This window comes from Geobacillus sp. Sah69 (assembly GCF_001414205.1).
Lineage (GTDB): Bacteria > Bacillota > Bacilli > Bacillales > Anoxybacillaceae > Geobacillus > Geobacillus stearothermophilus.
On sequence record NZ_LLKS01000039.1, the window covers coordinates 97,822 to 120,971 of the forward strand.

The 23,150-nt window shown below is 54.2% G+C and carries 18 protein-coding genes and 1 other annotated feature; of the genes, 16 read left to right on the forward strand and 2 right to left on the reverse strand.

Annotated elements, in window-relative coordinates; genetic code table 11:
* Positions 1–166: 166 nt before the first annotated feature.
* The 6 genes from AP057_RS10350 to yihA all read left to right on the forward strand — a co-directional run bounded on the left by AP057_RS10350 (position 167) and on the right by yihA (position 9,067).
* On the forward strand, positions 167–1,147 hold the full coding sequence (locus tag AP057_RS10350) for a M48 family metallopeptidase (protein WP_055358684.1): 981 nt from the start codon (positions 167–169) through the stop codon (positions 1,145–1,147).
* Positions 1,148–1,311: 164 nt separating this feature from the next.
* A complete protein-coding gene (gene tig / locus AP057_RS10355; RefSeq protein WP_055358685.1) occupies positions 1,312–2,598 on the forward strand; it encodes a trigger factor in 1,287 nt (428 codons plus the stop codon).
* A 229-nt stretch (positions 2,599–2,827) separates the two neighbouring features.
* Entirely contained in the window at positions 2,828–4,093 is a 1,266-nt protein-coding gene (gene clpX / locus AP057_RS10360) for an ATP-dependent protease ATP-binding subunit ClpX (protein ID WP_033014328.1), read from the forward strand.
* A 143-nt stretch (positions 4,094–4,236) separates the two neighbouring features.
* Positions 4,237–5,910, forward strand: a complete 1,674-nt coding sequence (lonB, locus tag AP057_RS10365) for an ATP-dependent protease LonB (protein ID WP_050367631.1) — start codon at positions 4,237–4,239, stop codon at positions 5,908–5,910.
* A 230-nt stretch (positions 5,911–6,140) separates the two neighbouring features.
* Entirely contained in the window at positions 6,141–8,483 is a 2,343-nt protein-coding gene (lon, locus tag AP057_RS10370; RefSeq protein ID WP_055358686.1) for an endopeptidase La, read from the forward strand.
* A complete protein-coding gene (gene yihA, locus AP057_RS10375) occupies positions 8,480–9,067 on the forward strand; it encodes a ribosome biogenesis GTP-binding protein YihA/YsxC (protein ID WP_013144582.1) in 588 nt (195 codons plus the stop codon). The genes lon and yihA overlap by 4 nt, the downstream gene beginning before the upstream one ends.
* Positions 9,068–9,108: 41 nt before the next feature.
* Here the strand turns inward: yihA and AP057_RS10380 are convergent, their stop codons facing one another.
* Complete coding sequence (locus AP057_RS10380; protein WP_033014324.1) at positions 9,109–9,594, reverse strand: LiaI-LiaF-like domain-containing protein; 486 nt, start codon at positions 9,592–9,594, stop codon at positions 9,109–9,111.
* Between the two features lie 166 nt (positions 9,595–9,760).
* Between AP057_RS10380 and hemA the strand changes: the two genes are divergently transcribed.
* The 8 genes from hemA (at position 9,761) to ysxE (ending at position 18,185) form a co-directional block, all read left to right on the forward strand.
* On the forward strand, positions 9,761–11,125 hold the full coding sequence (hemA, locus tag AP057_RS10385) for a glutamyl-tRNA reductase (RefSeq protein WP_033014323.1): 1,365 nt from the start codon (positions 9,761–9,763) through the stop codon (positions 11,123–11,125).
* A 10-nt stretch (positions 11,126–11,135) separates the two neighbouring features.
* Positions 11,136–11,954, forward strand: a complete 819-nt coding sequence (gene ccsA, locus AP057_RS10390) for a cytochrome c biogenesis protein (RefSeq protein WP_055358687.1) — start codon at positions 11,136–11,138, stop codon at positions 11,952–11,954.
* Positions 11,955–11,969: 15 nt separating this feature from the next.
* Positions 11,970–12,902 (forward strand): hydroxymethylbilane synthase, encoded by a 933-nt coding sequence (hemC, locus tag AP057_RS10395; RefSeq protein ID WP_015375525.1) that lies wholly within the window; start codon positions 11,970–11,972, stop codon positions 12,900–12,902.
* A complete protein-coding gene (locus AP057_RS10400; RefSeq protein WP_055358688.1) occupies positions 12,899–13,666 on the forward strand; it encodes a uroporphyrinogen-III synthase in 768 nt (255 codons plus the stop codon). Before hemC ends, AP057_RS10400 begins: the two co-directional genes overlap by 4 nt.
* The gene (gene hemB / locus AP057_RS10405; protein ID WP_011232119.1) at positions 13,667–14,641 is read left to right on the forward strand and encodes a porphobilinogen synthase; all 975 of its coding nucleotides are present in this window, start codon (positions 13,667–13,669) and stop codon (positions 14,639–14,641) included.
* A gap of 16 nt (positions 14,642–14,657) precedes the next feature.
* Positions 14,658–15,947 (forward strand): glutamate-1-semialdehyde 2,1-aminomutase, encoded by a 1,290-nt coding sequence (gene hemL / locus AP057_RS10410; RefSeq protein ID WP_049624176.1) that lies wholly within the window; start codon positions 14,658–14,660, stop codon positions 15,945–15,947.
* Positions 15,948–16,065: 118 nt separating this feature from the next.
* Positions 16,066–17,112 (forward strand): stage VI sporulation protein D, encoded by a 1,047-nt coding sequence (gene spoVID, locus AP057_RS10415; protein WP_055358689.1) that lies wholly within the window; start codon positions 16,066–16,068, stop codon positions 17,110–17,112.
* Between the two features lie 44 nt (positions 17,113–17,156).
* Positions 17,157–18,185: a spore coat protein YsxE gene (gene ysxE, locus AP057_RS10420; RefSeq protein WP_053532389.1), complete on the forward strand. Its 1,029-nt coding sequence runs from the start codon at positions 17,157–17,159 to the stop codon at positions 18,183–18,185.
* Positions 18,186–18,222: 37 nt separating this feature from the next.
* Here the strand turns inward: ysxE and AP057_RS10425 are convergent, their stop codons facing one another.
* Positions 18,223–18,411 carry a hypothetical protein gene (locus AP057_RS10425; protein ID WP_011232115.1) on the reverse strand — a complete coding sequence of 63 codons (189 nt, stop codon included), beginning with the start codon at positions 18,409–18,411 and terminating at the stop codon, positions 18,223–18,225.
* Positions 18,412–18,550: 139 nt separating this feature from the next.
* Positions 18,551–18,880: a binding site (T-box leader), on the forward strand.
* A 100-nt stretch (positions 18,881–18,980) separates the two neighbouring features.
* On the opposite strand from AP057_RS10425, the gene AP057_RS10430 reads away from it, so the two are divergent.
* The gene (locus AP057_RS10430; RefSeq protein WP_055358690.1) at positions 18,981–21,623 is read left to right on the forward strand and encodes a valine--tRNA ligase; all 2,643 of its coding nucleotides are present in this window, start codon (positions 18,981–18,983) and stop codon (positions 21,621–21,623) included.
* Positions 21,624–21,840: 217 nt separating this feature from the next.
* The gene (locus AP057_RS10435) at positions 21,841–23,133 is read left to right on the forward strand and encodes a folylpolyglutamate synthase/dihydrofolate synthase family protein (RefSeq protein ID WP_055358691.1); all 1,293 of its coding nucleotides are present in this window, start codon (positions 21,841–21,843) and stop codon (positions 23,131–23,133) included.
* The last annotated feature ends 17 nt before the right edge of the window (positions 23,134–23,150 follow it).

The window sequence follows — 23,150 nt, forward strand, 5'->3', positions numbered from 1 at the left end:
TCTGCCAATCGGCGGGCGCAGCCTTTTTCGCGTTTGACGGCGCCTGCGTCCAGAGGCCGGCTGCTTTTTGGCAAACAAGCGGTTTGTGTTACCCAGCAAGGCGCGGGTTGTTTCGCTAGGGAAAACTTGTTACACTGATGGTAAATGCAAATGGGAGCGGGCGAAGATGACCGGGAAAAAAGGAAAAATCATCATGTTTCCGCAAACGAAAGAACGACTGATGGAAGAAGCGTTTGCGGCGCTTGAAGCGAAACGCTACAAAGAAGCGCTCCGCTTTTTGCGCGCTGCTGAACAGCTTGGCGACCACAGTTTTCCTGTTCGCCTTGGGCTGGCTGTCTGTTGCTATGAGCTTGGAGACTACGATGAGGCGGAGTGGCGCCTCGCCGCCTTACTTGACGAACAGCCGAACAACAGCGATCTGTTGCAAATGTATCTCGCTGTGCTGCTGCAAACGAATCGATACAGCAAGGCGGAAACGGTGATCCGCGCCGCCTTGCGCCATCCGTCGCTATCCGCTTCGTTGCGCGAACAGCTTCATCAGCTGCTCCGGTTTAGTGAAAAAATGAATGCCCGCACGCTTCCGCCCGCGGAGTGGAAGCGGGTGAGACGGCTGCTTGAGTCCGGGGACATTGCTGAGCAGCTGCAACTGATTAAACAACTGGAAAAAGAAGACATCGAGCCGGTGTTGCCGTTGCTCAAGCAATATTTACGCGCACCGGAAAAAAGCCCGATGGCGAAAACGATGCTCCTTCGCCTGTTGACAGGAAAGCAAGTCAACGAAACGGTGACGGTTGAGAAATTTGGCCGTTGCATGGAGGTCGTCCCGTCAGCGTTGGACGAACAGACGGAAACGGAATTTGCTTCATCGCTGCTGGGTCGGCTTGAACAGCAGCTCGCGGCGGAAAGCCCGAGTTTGTATGAAACGGCGGCGGACATTTGGCTTCGCTATGCATATGTGTTGTACCCGTTTCCGCCAGAGCCGGCGGATGCAGCGGCCTGGCTTGCTGCTCTCCATTGGATGGCGAGCCGGTTTTTAGGCTTGGATGCTGACGCGACCGCCTTGGCCGACCACTACGGTGTGGAGGCGGCGGAGATGGAAACGATTTGCCAAAATCTATACGAAATAGAGGAACTTTCCTCCCTCTAATGGCTAGTTCTCTGTTGAAATATGGCTGTTGTATGTTATAATATAGTGGCTGTGCTATGTATCTGTTTTCGCATACTTGTCTACATAATTGGGCATCATAAAAAGATATGGACAAGCGGAGTGCGCTATGGTCCGAGCAATGATTTCAGGTGGAGGGAACAAGGATGTCAGTCAAATGGGAAAAACTTGAAGGGAACGAAGGCGTATTGACCGTTGAGGTCGACGCCGAGCAAGTGAACAAAGGCTTGGATGCCGCATTTAAAAAAGTGGTGAAAAATATTGCGCTGCCGGGCTTCCGCAAAGGGAAAGTGCCGCGTGTCCTGTTTGAAAAACGGTTTGGCGTTGAGGCGCTCTATCAAGACGCGCTCGATATTTTGCTGCCAGAGGCGTATGCCAAAGCCGTCGAAGAGGCAGGCATCGAACCGGTGTCAATGCCGGAGATTGACATTGAGCAAATGGAAAAAGGCAAAAGCTTAATTTTCAAAGCGAAAGTGACCGTAAAGCCGGAAGTGAAGCTCGGTCAATACAAAGGGCTTGAAGTGGAAAAAATGGATACAACCGTGACGGACGAAGATGTCGAAAACGAATTGAAACGTTTGCAAGAAAATTACGCCGAACTTGTCGTGAAAGAAGACGGGACGGTGGAAAACGGCGATACGGTCGTCATCGATTTCGAAGGGTTTGTCGACGGCGAGCCGTTTGAAGGCGGCAAGGCGGAAAACTATTCGCTCGAAATCGGTTCAGGCACCTTTATCCCGGGGTTTGAAGAACAGCTTGTCGGTATGAAAGCCGGCGAAGAAAAAGAAATTCAAGTGACGTTCCCGGAAGAATACCACGCTGAGCAGCTGGCCGGCAAACCGGCGACGTTCAAAGTGAAAGTGCATGAAGTGAAAGCGAAGCAATTGCCGGCTTTGGACGACGAGTTTGCGAAAGACATCGATGAAGAAGTTGAAACGCTTGACGAACTGAAAGCGAAAATCCGCGCCCGTCTGGAAGAAGCGAAAAAGAATGAAGCGGAAACGGCGTTGCGCAATGCGGTCGTCGAAAAAGCGGCTGCCAATGCGGAAATCGATATTCCGGCTGTCATGGTGCAAAACGAGACGGACCGGATGCTTCGCGAATTTGATCAACGACTGCAAATGCAAGGGCTGAACTTGCAGCTGTACTATCAATTCTCAGGTCAGGATGAAGCGGCGCTGCGTGAGCAAATGAAAGAAGACGCCGAAAAACGGGTGCGTGCGGCCTTGACGCTCGAAGCGATCGCCAAAGCAGAAAACATCGAGGTAACCGATGAAGAGGTGGAGGAAGAACTCCAAAAAATGGCGGAAGCCTACAACTTGAGCGTGGACAAGTTAAAAGAGCTGCTCGGCAGCTTGGATGGCGTCAAAGAAGATTTAAAATGGCGGAAAACGATCGATTTTCTTGTGGAGCACAGCACGGTTGCGGCATAATAATAAAGGTAGAAGGAACAAGGCGCGAGACGTTCGTGCCTTGTTCTTTATCTCAGTCATTGGCGCCTGGAGGTGATTTTTCAAACTTTTCTAATACACCACAGGTTTTTCATTCGCTTTTTTTGACGCATGTATGGTAAAATAGCGAATACATAAGTTTTTTGCAACATGGGATGGAGAGACATGATACATAACGCAGGTGCGATTTTGTTAGCAAGGGGTGAATGACATGTTTAAATTTAATGATGAAAAAGGGCAGCTAAAGTGTTCGTTTTGCGGCAAAACGCAAGACCAAGTGCGCAAGCTCGTCGCCGGCCCGGGCGTTTACATTTGTGATGAATGCATTGAATTGTGCACGGAGATCGTCGAGGAAGAGCTTGGAAACGAGGAAGAATTTGAATTTAAAGACGTGCCGAAGCCGATGGAGATCAGGGAAATTTTAGATGAATACGTCATCGGCCAAGATGACGCGAAAAAATCGCTCGCCGTTGCGGTTTACAACCATTATAAACGGATCAATTCCGGCAGCAAAATCGATGATGTCGAGCTGTCGAAAAGCAACATTTTGATGATCGGACCGACCGGGAGCGGGAAAACGCTGCTGGCGCAAACATTGGCGCGCATTTTAAACGTGCCGTTTGCCATCGCCGATGCGACATCGCTCACGGAGGCAGGCTATGTCGGCGAGGACGTCGAAAACATTTTGTTAAAGCTCATCCAAGCGGCGGATTATGATGTGGAACGGGCAGAAAAAGGCATTATTTATATCGATGAAATCGATAAAATCGCCCGTAAATCGGAAAACCCTTCCATCACCCGCGATGTTTCCGGTGAAGGGGTGCAACAGGCGCTGCTCAAAATTTTGGAGGGAACGATCGCCAGCGTTCCACCGCAGGGCGGTCGCAAACATCCGCATCAGGAGTTCATCCAAATCGACACAACGAACATTTTGTTCATTTGCGGCGGGGCGTTTGATGGCATCGAGCCGATCATTAAGCGCCGCCTCGGCAAAAAAGTGATCGGATTCGGTGCGGAAATGAACCAAGCCGATGTTGATGAGAAAAACTTGCTGTCGAAAGTGCTGCCGGAAGACTTGCTCAAGTTCGGGCTTATTCCGGAGTTCATCGGCCGTCTGCCGGTCATTACGACGCTTGAGCCGCTTGACGAACAGGCGTTGATCGATATTTTGACGAAGCCGAAAAACGCGATCGTGAAACAATACCAAAAAATGCTGGAGCTTGACGGCGTTGAACTCGAGTTTGAAGAAGCGGCGCTCCGGGAAATCGCGAAAAGAGCGATTGAGCGGAAAACGGGCGCGCGCGGCCTTCGCTCGATCATCGAAGGCATTATGCTCGATGTGATGTTTGAGCTGCCGTCGCGCGAAGATGTGCAAAAGTGCATCATCACGCTCGACACGGTGCGCGGCACAAAGCCGCCGACGCTGATCCGTCATGACGGCACCGTCATCGAGCTGGAACGGAAAACATCTGCCTGATGGGAAAACCGCCTTTTTTCGGCGGTTTCTTTTTTTGCCGCCCATGCCCTTGGCGCCGGTCGGCGCTTTTTTTGTTTATTCCCGCTCGTTCGCGGAGATACTATCATACTACATACCATCTAAAGGCAGGAGGATATCGGGGCATGGATTGGACGAACATCGTACTGGTCATCCAGCTGTTTTTCGGGGTCATCATCGGCCTTTATTTTTGGAATTTGCTAAGAGGGCAACGTGTGCAAAAAGTTTCGATTGATAAAGAGTCGCGCAAAGAGATGGAACAGCTCCGCAAGCTGCGTTCGATTTCGCTCACCGAGCCGCTGGCGGAAAAAGTGCGGCCGAAAAGTTTTGACGATATCGTCGGTCAGGAAGACGGCATCAAGGCGTTAAAAGCTGCTTTATGCGGCCCCAACCCGCAGCATGTCATCATTTACGGCCCCCCTGGCGTCGGCAAGACGGCAGCTGCTCGGCTCGTGCTTGAGGAAGCGAAAAAAAATCCGCTCTCCCCGTTTAAGAAAAATGCGGTGTTCGTGGAGCTTGACGCGACGACGGCACGTTTTGACGAGCGCGGCATTGCCGATCCGCTCATCGGCTCGGTGCACGACCCGATTTACCAAGGGGCCGGGGCGATGGGGCAAGCCGGCATTCCCCAGCCGAAGCAAGGGGCGGTGACGAACGCCCACGGCGGCGTTTTATTCATCGACGAAATCGGCGAGCTTCATCCGATCCAAATGAACAAGCTGCTGAAAGTGCTTGAGGACCGGAAAGTATTTTTTGAAAGCGCCTATTACAGCAAAGAAAATCTGCAAATCCCAAGCCATATTCACGATATTTTCCAAAATGGACTGCCGGCTGATTTCCGTCTTGTCGGGGCGACGACGCGCACGCCGAACGAAATTCCTCCGGCCATTCGCTCTCGTTGCCTGGAAGTATTTTTCCGTGAATTGGACCAAGATGAGATCGCCCTCATCGCCAAAAAGGCGGCGGAAAAAATCCGCCTGAACGTGTCAGAAAGCGGCATTCGCCTGCTTGCCGCCTATGCGCGCAACGGGCGGGAGGCGGTGAACATGATGCAAATCGCCGCCGGTCTTGCCATTACGGAAAACCGCGACAAAATTTTGGATAAAGACATTGAATGGGTCATTCATTCAAGCCAAATGGCCCCACGCTATGAAAAGAAAATTGCGTCCGCCCCGGCGGTCGGCGTCGTCAATGGCCTTGCCGTGTACGGCCCGAACACCGGCGCGCTTCTTGAAATTGAAGTGACCGCCTTGCCGGCGAAAGGAAAAGGGACGATCAACGTCACGGGCATTATTGAGGAAGAGAGCATCGGCAGCGCCGAAAAATCGGTGCGCCGCAAAAGCATGGCGCGCGGTTCAGCAGAAAACGTCATCACCGTGCTGCGGGCGATGGGCGTGCCGGCCGACCGTTACGACATTCATGTCAACTTCCCGGGCGGGGTGCCGGTTGACGGCCCTTCAGCCGGGGTGGCGATTGCAGTCGGCATTTATTCCGCCATTTACCAGCTTCCAGTCGATCATACGGTCGCGATGACCGGAGAAATCAGCATCCGTGGCTGCGTGAAACCGGTCGGCGGCGTGTTCGCCAAAATCAAAGCGGCCAAACAAGCCGGGGCGAAAAAAGTCATCATCCCGATTGAGAATATGCAATCGTTGCTAGGCGAAGTCAGCGGCATTCAAATCATCGCCGTCCGCCGCCTCGAGGAAGTGCTCGTCCATGTGTTCGGCGAAGAGGCGCTCCGCCGCGGCTCCGCGCTGCTGCCAGCGGCTATGGACCGCTCGGAGAAAAAGCTCGTCTAGCCAAAGGAAACGGCGGCAAGGCGAACGATTGGCAACGAAAGCGGGCGATCCGCTCGCAACCGAGTCGGGCGGTTCGCCCGGCCTCTCTTTTATGTACGGCTTCGGCGCAAGCGGATCGTCGCTGAAGTCGGTTTTTCTTTGCATGCAGATGGAGCGCCGCGCGCTTTTTCGTTCGTCAAATTTTACAAACCCGGCTACCGTACTATACAATAAACGAATAGAAGCGAGAGATGGAGGTGTTCGGCGTGAACGGAAAGAAAAAGGAGACGGTCGTTCCGCTTTTGCCGCTGCGTGGGCTGCTCGTGTTTCCGACGATGGTGCTCCATTTGGATGTCGGGCGCGAGAAATCGGTCAAAGCGCTCGAACAAGCCATGGTTGAGGATCATATGATTTTGCTGACGTCGCAAAAAGACGTTGCCATCGACGAACCGGACATGGATGACTTATATAAAATGGGAACGATCGCGCGCGTCAAGCAACTTCTAAAACTCCCGAACGGCACGTTCCGCGTGCTTGTCGAAGGCGTCGCTCGGGCGCTCATTACGGAAGTGATCAGCGAGGAGCCGTACTTTCTCGTCAAAGTCGAAAAGTTTGCTGATCGGGCGGCGAAAGATTTAGAAGATGAGGCGCTCAAGCGGACGATGCTTGAATATTTCGAGCAGTACATAAACTTGTCCAAGCGGCTGTCGGTCGACATTTACGCCTCGATCGTCGACATCGATGAGCCGGGGCGAATGGCGGACATCATCGCCTCGCACTTGCCGCTTAAGCTTGAGGAAAAACAGCGTATTTTAGAAACGATCGACGTGAAAGAGCGCCTCAATAAAATCATCCAAATTTTGCACAACGAAAAAGAAGTGCTCCAGCTTGAGAAAAAGATCAGCGCCCGCGTCAAGCAGTCGATGGAGCGGACGCAAAAAGAGTATTATTTGCGCGAGCAAATGAAGGCGATTCAAAAAGAGCTTGGCGAAAAAGAAGGAAAAACGGGCGAAGTCGAGGAGCTGAAAGAAAAAATCGAGGCGGCCGGCATGCCGGAGCATGTGAAACAAACGGCATTGAAGGAGCTTGACCGCTATGAAAAAATTCCGGCGACCTCAGCGGAAAGCACAGTCATTCGCAACTACCTCGATTGGCTCATCGCCTTGCCGTGGTCGAAAGAAACAGAAGACATCCACGACATTAAGCAGGCGGAAGCGATTTTAAACGAGGAGCATTACGGACTCGATAAAGTGAAAGAACGGGTGCTTGAATTTTTATCTGTCAAGCAGCTGACGAAATCGTTAAAAGGTCCGATTCTTTGCCTCGCCGGACCGCCGGGGGTCGGCAAAACGTCGCTCGCCCGCTCGATCGCCAAAGCGCTCGGCCGCCGCTTCGTCCGCGTTTCGCTCGGCGGCGTCCGCGACGAATCGGAAATTCGCGGCCATCGCCGCACGTATGTCGGCGCCATGCCGGGACGCATTATCCAAGGGATGAAAAAAGCAGGCACGATCAACCCCGTCTTCTTGCTTGATGAAATCGACAAAATGTCGAGCGATTTCCGTGGCGATCCATCGGCGGCCATGCTGGAGGTGCTTGACCCGGAGCAAAATCATACGTTCAGCGACCATTACATTGAAGAGCCGTACGATTTGTCGAAGGTAATGTTTATTGCGACTGCCAACTATTTGGCGGCGATTCCGCAGCCGCTGTTGGACCGGATGGAAGTGATTGAGATTCCGGGCTATACCGAAGTTGAAAAGCTCCATATTGCGAAGCGGCATTTGCTGCCGAAGCAGCTCGATGAGCACGGCTTGAAAAAAGCGGCGCTGCAAGTGCGCGATGATGCGATGCTTGCCATCATCCGCCATTATACGCGCGAAGCTGGAGTGCGGGAGCTGGAGCGACAGTTGGCGGCGATTTGCCGGAAGGCGGCCCGCCTCATTGTCTCCGGTGAGAAAAAACGGGTCGTCATCACAGAAAACAATCTCGAAGAATTTTTAGGAAAACGAAAATACCGCTATGGACAGGCGGAAGCGGAGGACCAGATCGGCGTGGCGACCGGTCTTGCGTACACCGCGTTTGGCGGCGATACGCTCGCCATCGAAGTGTCGCTCGCGAAAGGAAACGGCAAACTCGTTTTGACCGGCAAGCTCGGCGATGTCATGAAAGAATCAGCGCAAGCGGCGTTCAGTTATGTTCGATCGCGCGCTGAGGAACTCGGCATCGACCCGAAATTTCACGAAACGTACGACATCCATATTCACGTTCCGGAAGGAGCGGTGCCAAAAGACGGGCCGTCTGCAGGCATTACGATCGCCACCGCACTCATTTCCGCTTTGACGGGCAAGCCGGTGAGCCGCTTTGTCGGCATGACCGGGGAAATTACGCTGCGCGGCCGCGTTCTTGCGATCGGCGGCTTAAAAGAGAAAACGTTAAGCGCCCATCGTGCCGGATTGAAAACCGTCATTTTGCCGAAAGACAATGAAAAAGATTTGGCTGACATTCCGGAAACGGTGAAGCGCGACTTGCGCTTTGTGCTCGTCTCCCATCTCGATGAGGTGCTGCCGCACGCGCTGGTGGGGTGGAAGCGATGAATGTGAAGAAAGCAGAGCTTGTGACCAGTGCCGTCAAGCCGGAACAATATCCGGACGGCGGACGGCCAGAGGTGGCGCTCGCCGGCCGTTCGAACGTCGGCAAATCATCATTCATCAACAAAATGATCAACCGGAAAAACTTGGCGCGCACCTCCTCAAAGCCAGGGAAAACGCAAACGTTGAATTTTTATTTGATTAACGACTCGTTTTACTTTGTGGACGTGCCAGGTTATGGCTTCGCCCGCGTGTCGAAGCAGGAGCGGCAAAAATGGGGGAACATGATGGAGACGTACTTTACGACGCGCGAGGTGCTTAAGGCGGCGGTCCTGCTCGTTGATTTGCGCCATCCGCCGACGAAAGACGATGTGATGATGTACGAGTTTTTGAAACATTACGAGATCCCGGTGATCGTCATCGCGACGAAAGCGGATAAAGTGCCGCGCGGCAAGCATCAAAAACACGCGAAAATCGCGCGCGAGACGCTGCGGATGGCTGACGGCGACCCGCTCATTTTGTTTTCCGCCGAGACCGGACAAGGGAAAGACGAAGCATGGGCGGCGCTTTTGCCGTTTGTGGCCTCATGACGAAAACACCAGCGATTCCGCTGGTGTTTTCACTTCCAAGGCTATTTTCGCCTAGTCCATAATAGATAGACGCCGATGGCGATGAGTCCGAGCGGCCAAAACTTCCAGACAGAGGAAAGTCCGGCTTGGACGAGGTGAAAGAACGGCTGGCCGCGCCCGGAAAACGTCAGCACGACAGCGAGAAGCAAGAAAAGCACGCCAAAGCCGGCCCCGCCTTTTTGTTTGCGGCTGCTGGCGAAAAAAGCGAACGCGATGAGGAAAAAAAACATGTTCACGCCGCGGGGCCAGGCCGAAAATGCACTCGCAAGGAGCAACTCAACGCCAAATCCGAGTAAAAGAAAGCCGGGGAAAAGGTAAGCATATTCACGCGCTGAATGCGCCTGGCCAAGCAAAGCCGCGCCGCAAATGGCAAGCAAGGCCGGCCACCCTTGGAAGAAATGGAAAAGGGGGGATTCCAACTGTCCGGCGAGAAAATACAGCCCGAGGCCGATGAACAAGATGCCGGCGAATACCGTTCGGGTTTTCATGATCGTCGCGTCCTCCGTTTCCCTTTTGGACATGTTTATGATAGAATGATCACTGTCTACAGTTTAGCATAGCTTTGGGGGTATGTTCACAATTTTTTCAAATCGGAACGATGGACGGTTGTGATATAATGATGGAAGGGATTCGGTCAATAAGGGGGATGGCATCGTGCAAATCGTAGTCGTTGGCGTCGACTATAAAACCGCCCCTGTAGAAATCCGCGAAAAGCTCGCGTTTGCAGAAGCGGAACTCGGTGCGGCGATGAAACAGCTCGCCGAGCAAAAAAGCGTACTCGAAAATGTGATCGTCTCGACGTGCAACCGGACGGAAGTTTATGCAGTGGTTGATCAACTGCATACCGGACGTTACTATATGAAAGCATTTTTAGCCGAATGGTTTGGCGTCAAAGTGGAAGCGATTGCTCCGTATTTGCGTGTGCTTGAAGGAGAAGCGGCCATAAAGCATTTGTTCCGCGTGGCGGCCGGCCTTGATTCGATGGTGCTTGGGGAAACGCAAATTTTAGGGCAAGTGAAAGACAGCTATTTGCTCGCTCAAGAGGTCGGGACGAGCGGCACGATTTTCAATCATCTGTTCAAGCAGGCGGTGACCTTTGCGAAGCGCGCCCACTCGGAAACGGGCATCGGCGCGCACGCTGTATCGGTCAGCTATGCGGCGGTTGAGCTGGCGAAGAAAATTTTCGGCCGCCTTGCCGGCAAGCACGTCTTGATTATCGGGGCCGGCAAAATGGGGACGCTGGCGGCGCAAAACTTGTACGGCAGCGGCGTCGGGAAGGTGACGGTTGTCAATCGGACGCTTGAAAAAGCGAAACAGCTTGCTAAGCAGTTTGCCGGCGAAGCGAAGCCGCTCGGCGAATTGTCATGCGCTTTGCTGGAAGCAGATATCGTCATCAGCTCGACGGGAGCCAAAGGCTATATTTTGACGAAGGAAATGGTGGCGCCGCTTGAGAAAATGCGCAAAGGCCGCCCGCTCTTTATGGTTGACATCGCGGTGCCGCGCGATTTGGATCCGGCGTTGGCTGATTTGGAAACGGTGTTTTTGTACGACATTGACGATTTGCAAGATGTGGTGGCGGCCAACTTGGCGGAACGACAAAAGGCAGCGGCTCGCATTGAAACGATGATCGAAGCGGAACTTATGGCGTTTAGCCAATGGCTGCAGACGCTCGGCGTCGTGCCAGTCATTGCCGCATTGCGCGAAAAGGCGCTGGCCATTCAAGCAGAAACGATGAAAAGTTTGGAGCGGAAACTGCCGCATTTGTCGGAGCGCGACTGGAAAGTGTTGAATAAGCATACGAAAAGCATTATTAACCAGCTGCTCCGCGATCCGATTTTGCAGGCGAAGGAACTCGCCGCCGGCCCGAATGCCGAGGAGGCGCTTTTGCTGTTTATGAAAATTTTCAATATCGAAGATGCGGTGAAAGCCGAGCGGCATATAGAGCAGGCGAAATCCGTGCAATGCGATGAACAAGACGCGGAAGCGGTCCGTGCCGCCCGCCCATCATGGCAGCTGTAAGGTGGGATGGATGGTGGCGCTGTTGTATGAGTTGTCCATTTTGCTTTACATCGCTTCGATCCTATTCTATTTCATCGATTTTTTGCAACAAAACCGGAAGGCGAACGACATCGCCTTCTGGTTGCTTTCTATTGTGTGGCTTTTGCAGACAGTGACGTTTGTTTCTCGCATCATGGAGACGAAGCGCTTTCCGATTTTAACGATGTCGGAAGGGCTTTATTTTTACGCTTGGCTGCTCATTACGCTGTCGCTCGTCATCAATCGGCTGCTGCGCGTCGATTTCATCGTCTTTTTTACGAACGTGCTTGCTTTTTTTATTTTGGCCATTCATACGTTTGCACCGTCTTCGCAGTCGCCGGCTGTTGCGGAGCGGCTCGTCTCGGAGCTGCTGATCATCCACATCACCCTTTCGCTCGGAGCGTATGCGGCGTTTACGCTGTCGTTTCTGTTTTCGGTGCTTTACATGTTGCAGTACAGTTTGCTGAAAAAGAAAAAGTGGGGGGCGCGCCTTTGGCGCATGGCGGATTTGTCGCGGCTTGATTGTTTGTCGTATGTTTTAAACGCGCTCGGCTTACCTATGTTGTTATTAGGGCTCATTCTTGGCGTGATTTGGGCGTATATTCAAATCGACCATTTCCATTGGTATGATGCGAAAGTGCTCGGGTCGTTTGTCGTTCTTCTCGTCTATGGCGTCTATTTTTACAAGCGAGTCGTCCGGCAGATGCAAGGGAAGGCGATCGCGCTATGGAATATCGGTTCGTTTTTATTTTTGCTTGTCAACTTTTTCTTGTTTGGTAGTTTGTCAAAATTTCATTTCTGGTATTCGTAATCGAGGTGGAACGAGATGCGGAACATTGTCGTTGGCTCGCGGCGCAGCAAGCTTGCCTTGACCCAGACGAAGTGGGTGATCAACGAATTGAAACAGCTTGGGGCGCCGTTTACGTTTGAAGTGAAAGAAATCGTCACGAAAGGAGATCGGGTGCTTGATGTTACGCTCTCGAAAGTCGGGGGCAAAGGGTTGTTTGTGAAAGAGATTGAGCATGAATTGCTCGCCGGCGGCATCGATATGGCGGTCCATAGCATGAAAGATATGCCGGCTGTGCTGCCCGAAGGTTTAGTGATCGGTGCGGTTCCACGCCGCGAAGATGCACGCGATGTGCTTGTCAGCAAAGGAAACCGGATGCTCTCCGACTTGCCGCCTGGGTCGGTCATTGGCACGAGCAGCTTGCGCCGTTCGGCGCAGTTGCTTGCCTATCGCCCGGATTTGACGATCAAATGGATTCGCGGCAATATTGACACAAGGTTGGCGAAGCTCGAAAGCGAAGAGTACGATGCGATCGTGTTAGCGGCGGCGGGTCTTGCGCGCATGGGTTGGGGCGATGACGTCATCAGCGACTATCTTCCTTTTGATGTCTGTGTTCCGGCGGTCGGCCAAGGGGCGCTGGCGGTCGAATGCCGGGAGGATGATGACGAATTGCGCCAATGGCTCAGCCGGTTAAACGACGAGCAAACCGAGCGGGCTGTTCGGGCGGAGCGCACCTTTTTGCAGCAAATGGAAGGAGGCTGTCAAGTGCCGATTGCCGGCTACGCGGAAGTGAAGGAGGGGACGGTGCGTCTTACCGCGCTTGTCGCCTCCCCGGATGGCAAAGAAATGTATAAAGAAATCGTTACTGGCGCCGATCCGGAAGCGGTCGGCCGACAGGCGGCTGCTGTCTTGATCGAACAAGGGGCGAAAGCGCTCATCGAGCGGGTGAAACAGGAGTTGAGCCAATCATGACACACAGCGCGCTCGCCGGCAAAACGGTGCTCGTGACGCGCGGCAAAGAGCAGGCGGCATCGTTTTCTGCCAAGCTGCGCGCTGTCGGCGCCGTGCCGGTCGAGATCCCGCTCATTGCCATCCGACCGGCGGCGCCGGAAGAAATCGCTTCTATGGTTGAGCGGCTTGGCGAATACCGTTGGCTCGTTTTCACAAGCGCGAACGCCGTCCGCTTCTTTTTTCCGCACGTTTCGTTGCCGCGGCCGCTGCCCGAGATGGCTGTCGTCGGTCGGAAAACAGCGGCGGCGCTCGCCGAGCATGGTCTTTCCCCGGCGCTTGTGCCGGATGATTACACCGCTGAACGGCTGGCTGACTTGCTCATGCCGCGCGTCAAACAAGGCGACCGGGTGCTGTTTGTCAAAGGCAATTTGGCGCGCCCGACCTTGCCTGAGGCGTTGCGAAACGCCGGCGCCGCGGTCGACGAGCTCACGGTGTATGAGACCGAGCCTGATGAAAACGGCCGGGAGCGGTTGTTGTCGCTGCTGCGCCGGCGGGAGCTTGATGCGGTCACCTTGATGAGCCCGTCGGCGGTTGACAGCCTTGTCCGCCTTCTCGACAAAGAAGTGGATGCCCTTCTTTCCGGTGTTGCGGTCGCCTGCATCGGACCGGTGACGAAAGAAGCGGCCGAGCGGGCGGGCATTTCGGTCCATATTTGTCCGACGGATTACACCACGGATGGTATAATCAAAGCGATGGAACAATATTTTTCCATGGAGGGACGATGAATGGCACTGTCATTTGACCGCCATCGCCGTTTGCGGCAAACGGCTGCGATTCGGGCGATGGTGCGTGAGACGCATCTTCGCGTCGAGGATCTCATTTATCCGCTGTTTGTGGTCGAGGGAAGCGGCATTAAGCGGGAAGTGCCGTCGATGCCAGGGGTTTACCATTTATCGCTTGACCGTTTATCTGAGGAAGTGGACGACATCGCCAAGCTTGGCATTCCCGCCGTCATGGTGTTTGGTGTGCCGAATGAAAAAGATGAAGTCGGTTCGCAGGCGTATTGCGAAACAGGGATTGTTCAGCGGGCGATCCGCCAAATCAAAGCTGAACACAAAGATCTAGTCGTCATTGCGGATACGTGTTTATGTGAATATACGAGCCACGGCCATTGCGGCGTCGTCGAAAACGAGCGCGTGCTGAACGACCCGTCGCTCGAGCTCCTCACCAAAACGGCGGTGAGCCAAGCGCAAGCCGGCGCCGACATCATCGCGCCGTCGAACATGATGGACGGCTTTGTCGCCGCCATTCGCCGTGGGCTTGATGAAGCAGGGTTTGAGTATGTGCCGATCATGTCGTATGCAATCAAATACGCTTCGGCATTTTACGGCCCGTTCCGTGATGCCGCCGACAGCGCGCCGCAGTTTGGCGACCGGAAGACGTACCAAATGGATCCGGCCAACCGCCTTGAGGCGTTTCGCGAGGCGGAGTCGGATGTCAAAGAAGGCGCTGATTTCTTGATGGTGAAGCCAGCGCTTGCCTACATGGATATTATCCGCGACGTCAAAAACCGTTTTCCGCTTCCGCTTGTCGCCTATAACGTGAGCGGCGAGTATGCGATGGTCAAAGCGGCGGCGCAAAACGGCTGGATCGATGAGAAGTCGGTCGTCATGGAAATGTTGACAGGGATGAAACGGGCGGGCGCAGATTTGATCATTACGTATTTTGCCAAAGATGTCGCCCGCTGGCTGGCTGAATAGAGAGGAGGGCGGAAGCATGCGAAGCTACGAACGGTCAAAAACCGCTTACGAAGAAGCGGTGAAATTGATGCCGGGCGGGGTGAACAGCCCGGTGCGCGCCTTCAAGTCGGTCGGGATGACGCCGATTTTCATGGCGCGCGGCCAAGGAGCGAAAATTTACGATATTGACGGCAATGAGTACATTGATTACGTACTGTCATGGGGTCCGCTCATTTTAGGGCATGCCAACCCGCAGGTCGTGGAAGCGTTGAAGCGCGTGGCGGAACAAGGCACAAGCTTTGGCGCTCCGACATTGCTTGAAAATGAGCTCGCCAAGCTCGTGATTGAGCGGGTGCCGTCGGTGGAAATCGTGCGGATGGTCAACTCCGGTACGGAGGCGACGATGAGCGCCCTCCGCTTAGCGCGCGGCTACACGAAGCGCAACAAAATTATCAAATTTGAAGGCAGCTACCACGGCCACGGCGATTCGCTGCTCATTAAAGCCGGATCCGGCGTGGCGACGCTCGGCCTGCCGGACAGCCCGGGCGTGCCGGAATCGGTCGCCCAGCATACCATCACGGTGCCGTACAACGATTTCGACAGCGTCCGCTATGCGTTTGAGCGGTTTGGCGAAGACATCGCCGCGGTGATCGTCGAACCGGTCGCCGGCAATATGGGCGTCGTTCCACCAGTGCCTGGCTTTTTGGAAGGGCTGCGCGAGGTGACGAAACAATACGGAGCCTTATTGATTTTCGACGAGGTCATGACCGGGTTCCGCGTCGATTACCACTGCGCCCAAGGGTATTATGGCATTGAGCCGGATTTGACGTGCCTTGGCAAAGTGATCGGCGGCGGCTTGCCGGTTGGGGCGTACGGGGGCAAAGCCGAGATCATGGAGCTTGTCGCGCCGAGCGGGCCGGTGTACCAAGCCGGCACGCTCTCCGGCAATCCGCTCGCCATGACGGCCGGGTACGAGACGCTCCGCCAGCTGACGCCGGAAACGTACGAAGAGCTTGGCCGCAAAGCGGCGCGCCTTGCGGATGGGCTTCATCAGGCAGCAGAGAAATACGATATCCCGCATACGATCAACCGCGCTGGGTCGATGATCGGCTTTTTCTTCACGAACGAGCCGGTGGTCAACTACGAGACAGCGAAAACGTCCGACTTGGAGCTGTTTGCCGCCTATTATCGGGAAATGGCGAATGAAGGCATTTTCCTGCCGCCGTCGCAATTTGAAGGGCTGTTTTTGTCGACGGCGCACAGTGATGATGATATTGAATATACGATTGCCGCTGCTGAGCGGGTGTTTGCCCGTCTGCGCGGATAAGGAAAGGGGCTGCCGACGGTCGGCAGCCCAATTTTTTATCATACCGCCTCGTTTCCGTTCATACAATGGATAATGTCATAGAAACTATTTGCCGAAGGGACGGAAGGAGGAGGCCCGGTTGGAGCAATCGTATTTGCGTTTTTCATTGGAAGAATCGGTCTGGTTTAAAAGAGGACAGGAAGTCGCCGAGTTTTTATCCATTTCTCTTGATCCGGTCATTTCCGTCGATGAGTACGACCAATATATTACGATCCGCGGCGCGCTTGAGTTGAGCGGCGAATTCCGCCAAGCGGGCGAAGGGCAGGCTGAAGCGGATGACGACGTGTTTGAGCTGGCTGGTTATCGGTTCATTCAGCACATTTCGGTGCGCGAAGACGGGATCAGCGAACTGTCGCACCGCTTTCCAATCGATATTACGATTCCAAAAAACCGCATTCGTTCCCTTGAGGATGTGTACGTGACGGTTGAATCGTTTGATTATGATTTGGATGAAAACGGAAGATTGCTGATCACTGCCGACATTTCGATCAGCGGCATCAGTGAAGCGCCGCTTGACGATGATTTGCCGGACGATGAGGAGGACGATGAGCCGCTGTTTGCCCCGTTTGAATCAATCGCCCGCAAGGAAGCGGCCGGTAAGGAAGCGTTTGCTTCCGCGGATGATCTCACCGATGAGGCGGATGAACAGCCGGTTTTTGCCGCCGACGAAACGACCGTTTCCGTCATGGAGCCGGCCGCCATGCGTCATGAAGAAACGGAGGCTGAGGAAGAAGAGGAGGCCAAAGAGCCGTTTTTGCCGCTTGAGACGGAAACGAAGGAGGTCAGCGCACAGACGGAGGAAGACATCGCTTCGCTGCTGCCGCCAACTGAGGCGAAGGTATCGATCGGGGCGGCGAAAAAGGCGGTTGAGGAAGAAGAAACGAAAACAAAAAGCGAAAATGCGCTTTACTTGACGAAACTGTTTGCGAAAAGCGAGGAGAAAGAGTTTACGAAACTGAAAATTTGCATCGTCCAGCAAGGAGATTCATTGGACAAGATTGCCGAACGGTATGATGTGACCGTCTCGCAGCTTTTGCGCGCCAACGATTTGGAAGGCCCAGATGACGTGCACGAGGGGCAGCTGCTCTATATTCCGGCCATGGCGGGAAGCCGTCCTTTCTCATGAAAGGAACGCTTTCCGTTTCTTTTGCCGATAAGGGGGCGTAACAAATGGCCGCACAGGCTGACCGATATGAGGCTGTGCTCGCCCAGTACGGTCTTCGTCCAGAGCGCATGGAGCAGCGAGGCAAAGCCGTCAAAGTATACACGAACCGCGGTGTTTTCGCCTTAAAGCCGCTTGAAAGCGAGCAAGAAGCCGCCGCCGTTTGGCAGTCTCTTCAGCATGGCGGCCCCCATTGTCTCCCGCTTTACCTGACGCGGCGGCGGTCGCTGTTTGCCACAGAAGGCAGGCGCCTTTATTATTTGCAAGCATGGCATGACGGCGAATCAAAGGTGGAGAAGGATGCGGTGGACGCCTTTTTTCGCGAGCTCGCCCGCCTCCATCGCGCCACCGTCCGTACGATCGAGGTGAGTGAGGAAGAGGCGGCGGCGTACCGAAAGCAAAAAAAGGACGAATGGCAACGGGCGCGGATGGTTTGGGAAGAACGGATTGAGCGGTACGAAGCGGCGTGGTACATGTCTCCGTTTCAGCTCCAATGCTGCACCTATTTTCATGAGGTGATGCGCGCGTACTCGTTCGCTGAAGAACGGCTCGATGTGTGGGAAGAGACGCTCAAAGAGACGAAGCAATGGCGCATCGCCTGGGTGCACGGCAAAGCGCGCCTCTCCCACCATCTCCCGCCGTATTGGATCAGTTGGGAGCGGGCGCATTGGAATTCGCCGCTCTTTGATGTGATCGCCGCGCTCCGTTTTCACGTACAGACAATGCCGCCGCTTGGGCGCGAGTGGCTTGAAGGGATGGGGGAGTACGAGAAGGAGCTGCCGCTGTCCGACGGGGAGCGGGCGTTTTTATACAGCCATTTGGCGGAGCCGCGTGGGTTTGTCCGCTGTTTGGAGCGGTATGAGGCCGCTTCGCGGAACGAGCGGAACGAACGGGAATATGTGACCGCGCTGCAACGTTGTTACTGGGCGTTCAAAAACATGGAGGCCGTTGTCATGCATCTTGTCCAACGCGACGCCGCGCAGCAGGAAGAGGCGATGGATAATGAACAGCCGGCGGATGAAAGCAGCAATGGTTAAATGGATTTTGAATCCAGCCCAACAAAACGGCGTCGCACTAAATCCATTCCAAATGGAGCGCCACGGCAATGAAAACGAAGATGGCCAATAAAATGACATCAAACGTCGTTGGCAGAAAAATGGTGCGGATCGCTTGAAAAATGGTGAGCGGGATGATCACTTGGGCGCAGACGGCGCGCACTTGCCGAAGCCAAGGCGGCCATGAATACGGGTTGAATCGCCGCATCGGTGTTCCCTCCTTCTCCGGTTTACTATACAATATGAAACGTGCGGTGGTTTGTCACCAAATGCACACGGATGGAATAAATAAATAAAAACTTGGCAAAGATGATGGACAATGGTAGTATAATAATCGAATCATGACGACAAAAGCGAAGACGGGGAGGAGTACAGCGGTCCGCGCCTGCAGAGAGGGAAATCAGAAGCTGCGAGATTTCCTAGGATGACGGCTGCTGGAAGGTCGCCCTTGAGCTGCTTCTTTGAAAGGCGCTGCTGCCGAGTAGAGGAAGCCGGCATCATGCCGTTATGCCAATGAAGCGCTTAAGCTTCTAGAAGGCCGGTCAACTAAACTGATTGTGGGCTCGCCAGCCGATGTTTCACCGGTGGGTTGGCCGTGTTGCGGTTCTCTTCATCACCAGCCTTCTAGGCTTAAGAAAAAAGGTGGTACCGCGAAAGCAGCTCCTTTCGTCCTTTTCGGATGAAAGGGGCTTTTTTGCTTGCCGGCTGTGCGGCATTGCTTAGTGGGAAGCCGCCGTCGGCCGCATTGTCCATCATGTTGAAGGAGGGAAATGAAACATGGCACAGCACGAAGTGTCGATGCCGCCCAAATACGACCATCGCGCCGTTGAAGCCGGGCGCTACGAATGGTGGCTGAAAGGAAAATTTTTTGAAGCGACCGGTGATCCGAACAAACGACCGTTTACGATCGTCATCCCGCCGCCCAACGTCACCGGCAAATTGCACTTAGGGCATGCGTGGGATACGACGCTGCAAGACATCATTACGCGCATGAAGCGGATGCAAGGGTATGACGTCCTGTGGCTTCCGGGAATGGATCACGCCGGCATCGCCACCCAGGCGAAAGTCGAGGAAAAATTGCGCCAGCAAGGGCTGTCGCGCTACGATTTAGGCCGGGAAAAATTTTTAGAAGAAACGTGGAAGTGGAAGGAAGAATACGCCGGCCATATTCGCAGCCAATGGGCGAAGTTAGGGCTTGGGCTTGATTACACGCGCGAGCGGTTTACACTTGACGAAGGGCTTTCCAAAGCGGTGCGCGAAGTGTTCGTCTCGCTCTACCGGAAAGGGCTCATTTACCGCGGCGAATACATCATCAACTGGGATCCGGTGACGAAAACCGCGTTGTCGGACATTGAGGTTATTTATAAAGAAGTGAAAGGCGCGCTCTACCATATGCGCTATCCGCTCGCCGACGGCTCCGGCTTCATCGAGGTGGCGACGACCCGTCCGGAGACGATGCTCGGCGATACGGCCGTTGCCGTGCATCCGGATGACGAGCGGTACAAGCACTTGATCGGCAAAATGGTGAAACTGCCGATCGTTGGCCGCGAAATTCCGATCATTGCCGACGAATATGTCGATATGGAGTTCGGCTCCGGAGCGGTCAAAATTACGCCGGCGCACGACCCGAACGACTTTGAAATCGGCAATCGCCACAACTTGCCGCGCATTCTCGTCATGAACGAAGACGGCACGATGAATGAAAACGCCATGCAATACCAGGGGCTTGACCGGTTTGAATGCCGGAAGCAGATCGTCCGCGATTTGCAAGAACAAGGCGTCCTCTTTAAAATCGAGGAGCACGTGCACTCAGTCGGTCATAGCGAACGGAGCGGCGCGGTTATTGAACCGTATTTGTCGACGCAATGGTTTGTGAAAATGAAGCCGCTCGCCGAAGCCGCCATCAAGCTCCAGCAAACCGACGGCAAAGTGCAGTTCGTGCCGGAACGGTTTGAAAAAACGTATTTGCATTGGCTTGAGAACATCCGCGACTGGTGCATTTCACGCCAGCTTTGGTGGGGGCATCGCATCCCGGCATGGTACCATAAAGAAACAGGCGAAATTTACGTTGACCATGAGCCGCCAGCGGACATTGAAAATTGGGAACAAGACCCGGATGTGCTTGATACATGGTTCAGCTCGGCGCTCTGGCCGTTCTCGACCATGGGCTGGCCGGATACCGACTCGCCGGATTACAAGCGCTACTACCCGACCGATGTGCTTGTCACCGGCTATGACATCATTTTCTTCTGGGTGTCGCGCATGATTTTCCAAGGGCTTGAATTCACCGGAAAGCGTCCGTTCAAAGACGTGCTCATCCACGGTCTCGTCCGCGACGCCCAAGGGCGGAAAATGAGCAAATCGCTCGGCAACGGCGTCGATCCGATGGATGTGATCGACCAGTACGGCGCCGATGCGCTCCGTTACTTCTTGGCGACCGGCAGCTCGCCGGGGCAAGACTTGCGCTTCAGCACAGAAAAAGTCGAAGCGACGTGGAATTTTGCTAACAAAATTTGGAACGCCTCGCGCTTTGCCTTGATGAACATGGGCGGCATGACGTACGAGGAGCTTGATTTGAGCGGCGAAAAAACGGTCGCCGACCATTGGATTTTAACGCGTCTCAACGAAACGATCGAGACGGTGACGAAGCTCGCTGAGAAATACGAATTCGGCGAAGCGGGGCGTACGCTGTACAACTTTATTTGGGACGACTTGTGCGACTGGTACATTGAAATGGCGAAATTGCCGCTTTACGGTGACGACGAAGCGGCGAAAAAGACGACGCGCTCCGTGTTGGCGTATGTGCTCGACAACACGATGCGCCTGCTTCACCCGTTCATGCCGTTCATTACCGAGGAAATTTGGCAAAACTTGCCGCATGAAGGCGAATCGATCACCGTCGCTCCGTGGCCGCAAGTGCGCCCTGAGCTGTCGAACGAAGAAGCCGCGGAAGAAATGCGGATGCTCGTCGACATCATCCGCGCCGTCCGCAACGTCCGCGCCGAAGTGAACACGCCGCCGAGCAAGCCGATTGCGCTCTATATTAAGGTGAAAGATGAACAAGTGCGGGCGGCGCTCATGAAAAACCGCGCCTATCTTGAGCGGTTCTGCAACCCGAGCGAGCTCTTGATTGATACAAACGTTCCCGCGCCGGACAAAGCGATGACGGCGGTCGTCACCGGCGCCGAGCTCATCATGCCGCTTGAAGGATTGATCAATATTGAGGAAGAAATGAAGCGGCTTGAAAAAGAGCTTGACAAGTGGAACAAAGAAGTCGAGCGCGTCGAAAAGAAACTGGCGAATGAAGGCTTTTTGGCGAAAGCGCCGGCTCATGTCGTCGAAGAAGAGCGGCGCAAGCGGCAAGATTACATCGAAAAACGCGAAGCCGTCAAGGCGCGCCTTGCCGAGCTCAAACGGTAGACAAACGATCTGGCGGTTGATTATGATGAAGACGAATCCGCTTTCCTGTGGATTCGTCTTTTTCGATGGATCATGATAGAAGGTTTGTCATATTCTGAGAAGAGGTTTGTTGTCAACATATACTCGCTTTCGTCACGCTTCTCGATGTGTGGCGCATCTGCCGCATGAAGCCGACAGGGGGCGGCAAGACACCAATGGAAAAAGGAGGACGATGAACATGGTTCGAACGTATGAAGAAGCAGTCGCTTGGATTCACGGGCGGCTGCGGCTCGGCATGAAACCGGGATTGAAACGGATGGAATGGATGATGGAACAACTCGGCCACCCGGAACGCCGCGTCCGCGCCGTCCATATCGGGGGAACGAACGGCAAAGGGTCAACGGTCGCCTATTTGCGCTCGATTTTGCAGGCGGCGGGCTATTCGGTCGGCACGTTCACCTCGCCGTATGTCGAGCAGTTTAACGAACGAATCAGCATCAACGGCGAACCGATTTCCGATCAAGAGATCGTCGAGCTCGTGCGAGTCATTCAGCCGCTTGCCGATGAGTTGGAACAAACAGAGTTTGGCGGACCGACCGAGTTTGAAGTGATCACGGCGATGATGCTGTATTATTTTGGAAAACAGAACATTCAAGACATCGTGCTCGTCGAAGTCGGGCTTGGCGGCCGCTTGGACTCAACCAACATCATTTATCCGCTCGTTTCCGTCATTACAAACGTCAGCTACGATCATATGAACATTTTAGGCGATACGCTTGGGCAAATCGCCGCGGAGAAAGCCGGAATCATTAAATCGGGCGTGCCGCTTGTGACGGCGGTGAAGGAACCGGAGGCGTGGGAAGTGATCGCCAAAACGGCGGCGGAGCGGAAGGCGAAAACATATCGTCTCGGCGTCGATTTCACCGTTTCCGACCGGCAGGCGACGGTGGAAGGGGAGCAGTTTTCGCTTGTCACGCCGTTTGCCGAATATCGCGATTTGCGCATTCAAATGCCCGGCGCCCATCAAGTCGAAAACGCGGCGGTGGCGGTGATGGCGGCAGAGTTGTTGCGCCTTGGCTATTCATTTTTGATCGATCCGGAGCATATCGCCGATGGGCTGGCCACAGCCGCTTGGCCCGGCCGGTTTGAGCGGGTGAGTGATAGTCCACTCATCATCCTTGACGGCGCCCATAACGAAGCCGGGATTCGCTCGCTCGTGGAGACGGTGCGCGCCCATTATCCTGACAAACGCGTCCATGTCTTGTTCGCCGCGCTGACAGACAAGCCGCTTGAGCGGATGATTCAGCTGCTTGATGAGCTCGCGGATACGATCACATTTACGACGTTTGATTTTCCGCGCGCGGCAGCGGCGGAACAGTTGACAGAGCTTTCGACTCATCAACAAAAGGCAGCTGTTCGTCAGTGGAAAGAATGGATCCGTGAGCAGACATCACGGTTGACTGAGCGGGATCTGCTTTTGATTACAGGATCCTTGTACTTTATTTCTGAAGTAAAAAAAGGAATGAGATAAGGAAAATTTTGCTATCA

Coding starts and splice junctions, on each gene's coding strand:
- AP057_RS10350 (WP_055358684.1), top strand. CDS start 167: ATGACCGGGAAAAAAGGAAAAATCATCATGTTTCCGCAAACGAAAGAA.
- tig (WP_055358685.1), top strand. CDS start 1,312: ATGTCAGTCAAATGGGAAAAACTTGAAGGGAACGAAGGCGTATTGACC.
- clpX (WP_033014328.1), top strand. CDS start 2,828: ATGTTTAAATTTAATGATGAAAAAGGGCAGCTAAAGTGTTCGTTTTGC.
- lonB (WP_050367631.1), top strand. CDS start 4,237: ATGGATTGGACGAACATCGTACTGGTCATCCAGCTGTTTTTCGGGGTC.
- lon (WP_055358686.1), top strand. CDS start 6,141: ATGGAGGTGTTCGGCGTGAACGGAAAGAAAAAGGAGACGGTCGTTCCG.
- yihA (WP_013144582.1), top strand. CDS start 8,480: ATGAATGTGAAGAAAGCAGAGCTTGTGACCAGTGCCGTCAAGCCGGAA.
- AP057_RS10380 (WP_033014324.1), bottom strand. CDS start 9,594: ATGAAAACCCGAACGGTATTCGCCGGCATCTTGTTCATCGGCCTCGGG.
- ccsA (WP_055358687.1), top strand. CDS start 11,136: ATGGTGGCGCTGTTGTATGAGTTGTCCATTTTGCTTTACATCGCTTCG.
- hemC (WP_015375525.1), top strand. CDS start 11,970: ATGCGGAACATTGTCGTTGGCTCGCGGCGCAGCAAGCTTGCCTTGACC.
- AP057_RS10400 (WP_055358688.1), top strand. CDS start 12,899: ATGACACACAGCGCGCTCGCCGGCAAAACGGTGCTCGTGACGCGCGGC.
- hemB (WP_011232119.1), top strand. CDS start 13,667: ATGGCACTGTCATTTGACCGCCATCGCCGTTTGCGGCAAACGGCTGCG.
- hemL (WP_049624176.1), top strand. CDS start 14,658: ATGCGAAGCTACGAACGGTCAAAAACCGCTTACGAAGAAGCGGTGAAA.
- ysxE (WP_053532389.1), top strand. CDS start 17,157: ATGGCCGCACAGGCTGACCGATATGAGGCTGTGCTCGCCCAGTACGGT.
- AP057_RS10425 (WP_011232115.1), bottom strand. CDS start 18,411: ATGCGGCGATTCAACCCGTATTCATGGCCGCCTTGGCTTCGGCAAGTG.
- AP057_RS10430 (WP_055358690.1), top strand. CDS start 18,981: ATGGCACAGCACGAAGTGTCGATGCCGCCCAAATACGACCATCGCGCC.
- AP057_RS10435 (WP_055358691.1), top strand. CDS start 21,841: ATGGTTCGAACGTATGAAGAAGCAGTCGCTTGGATTCACGGGCGGCTG.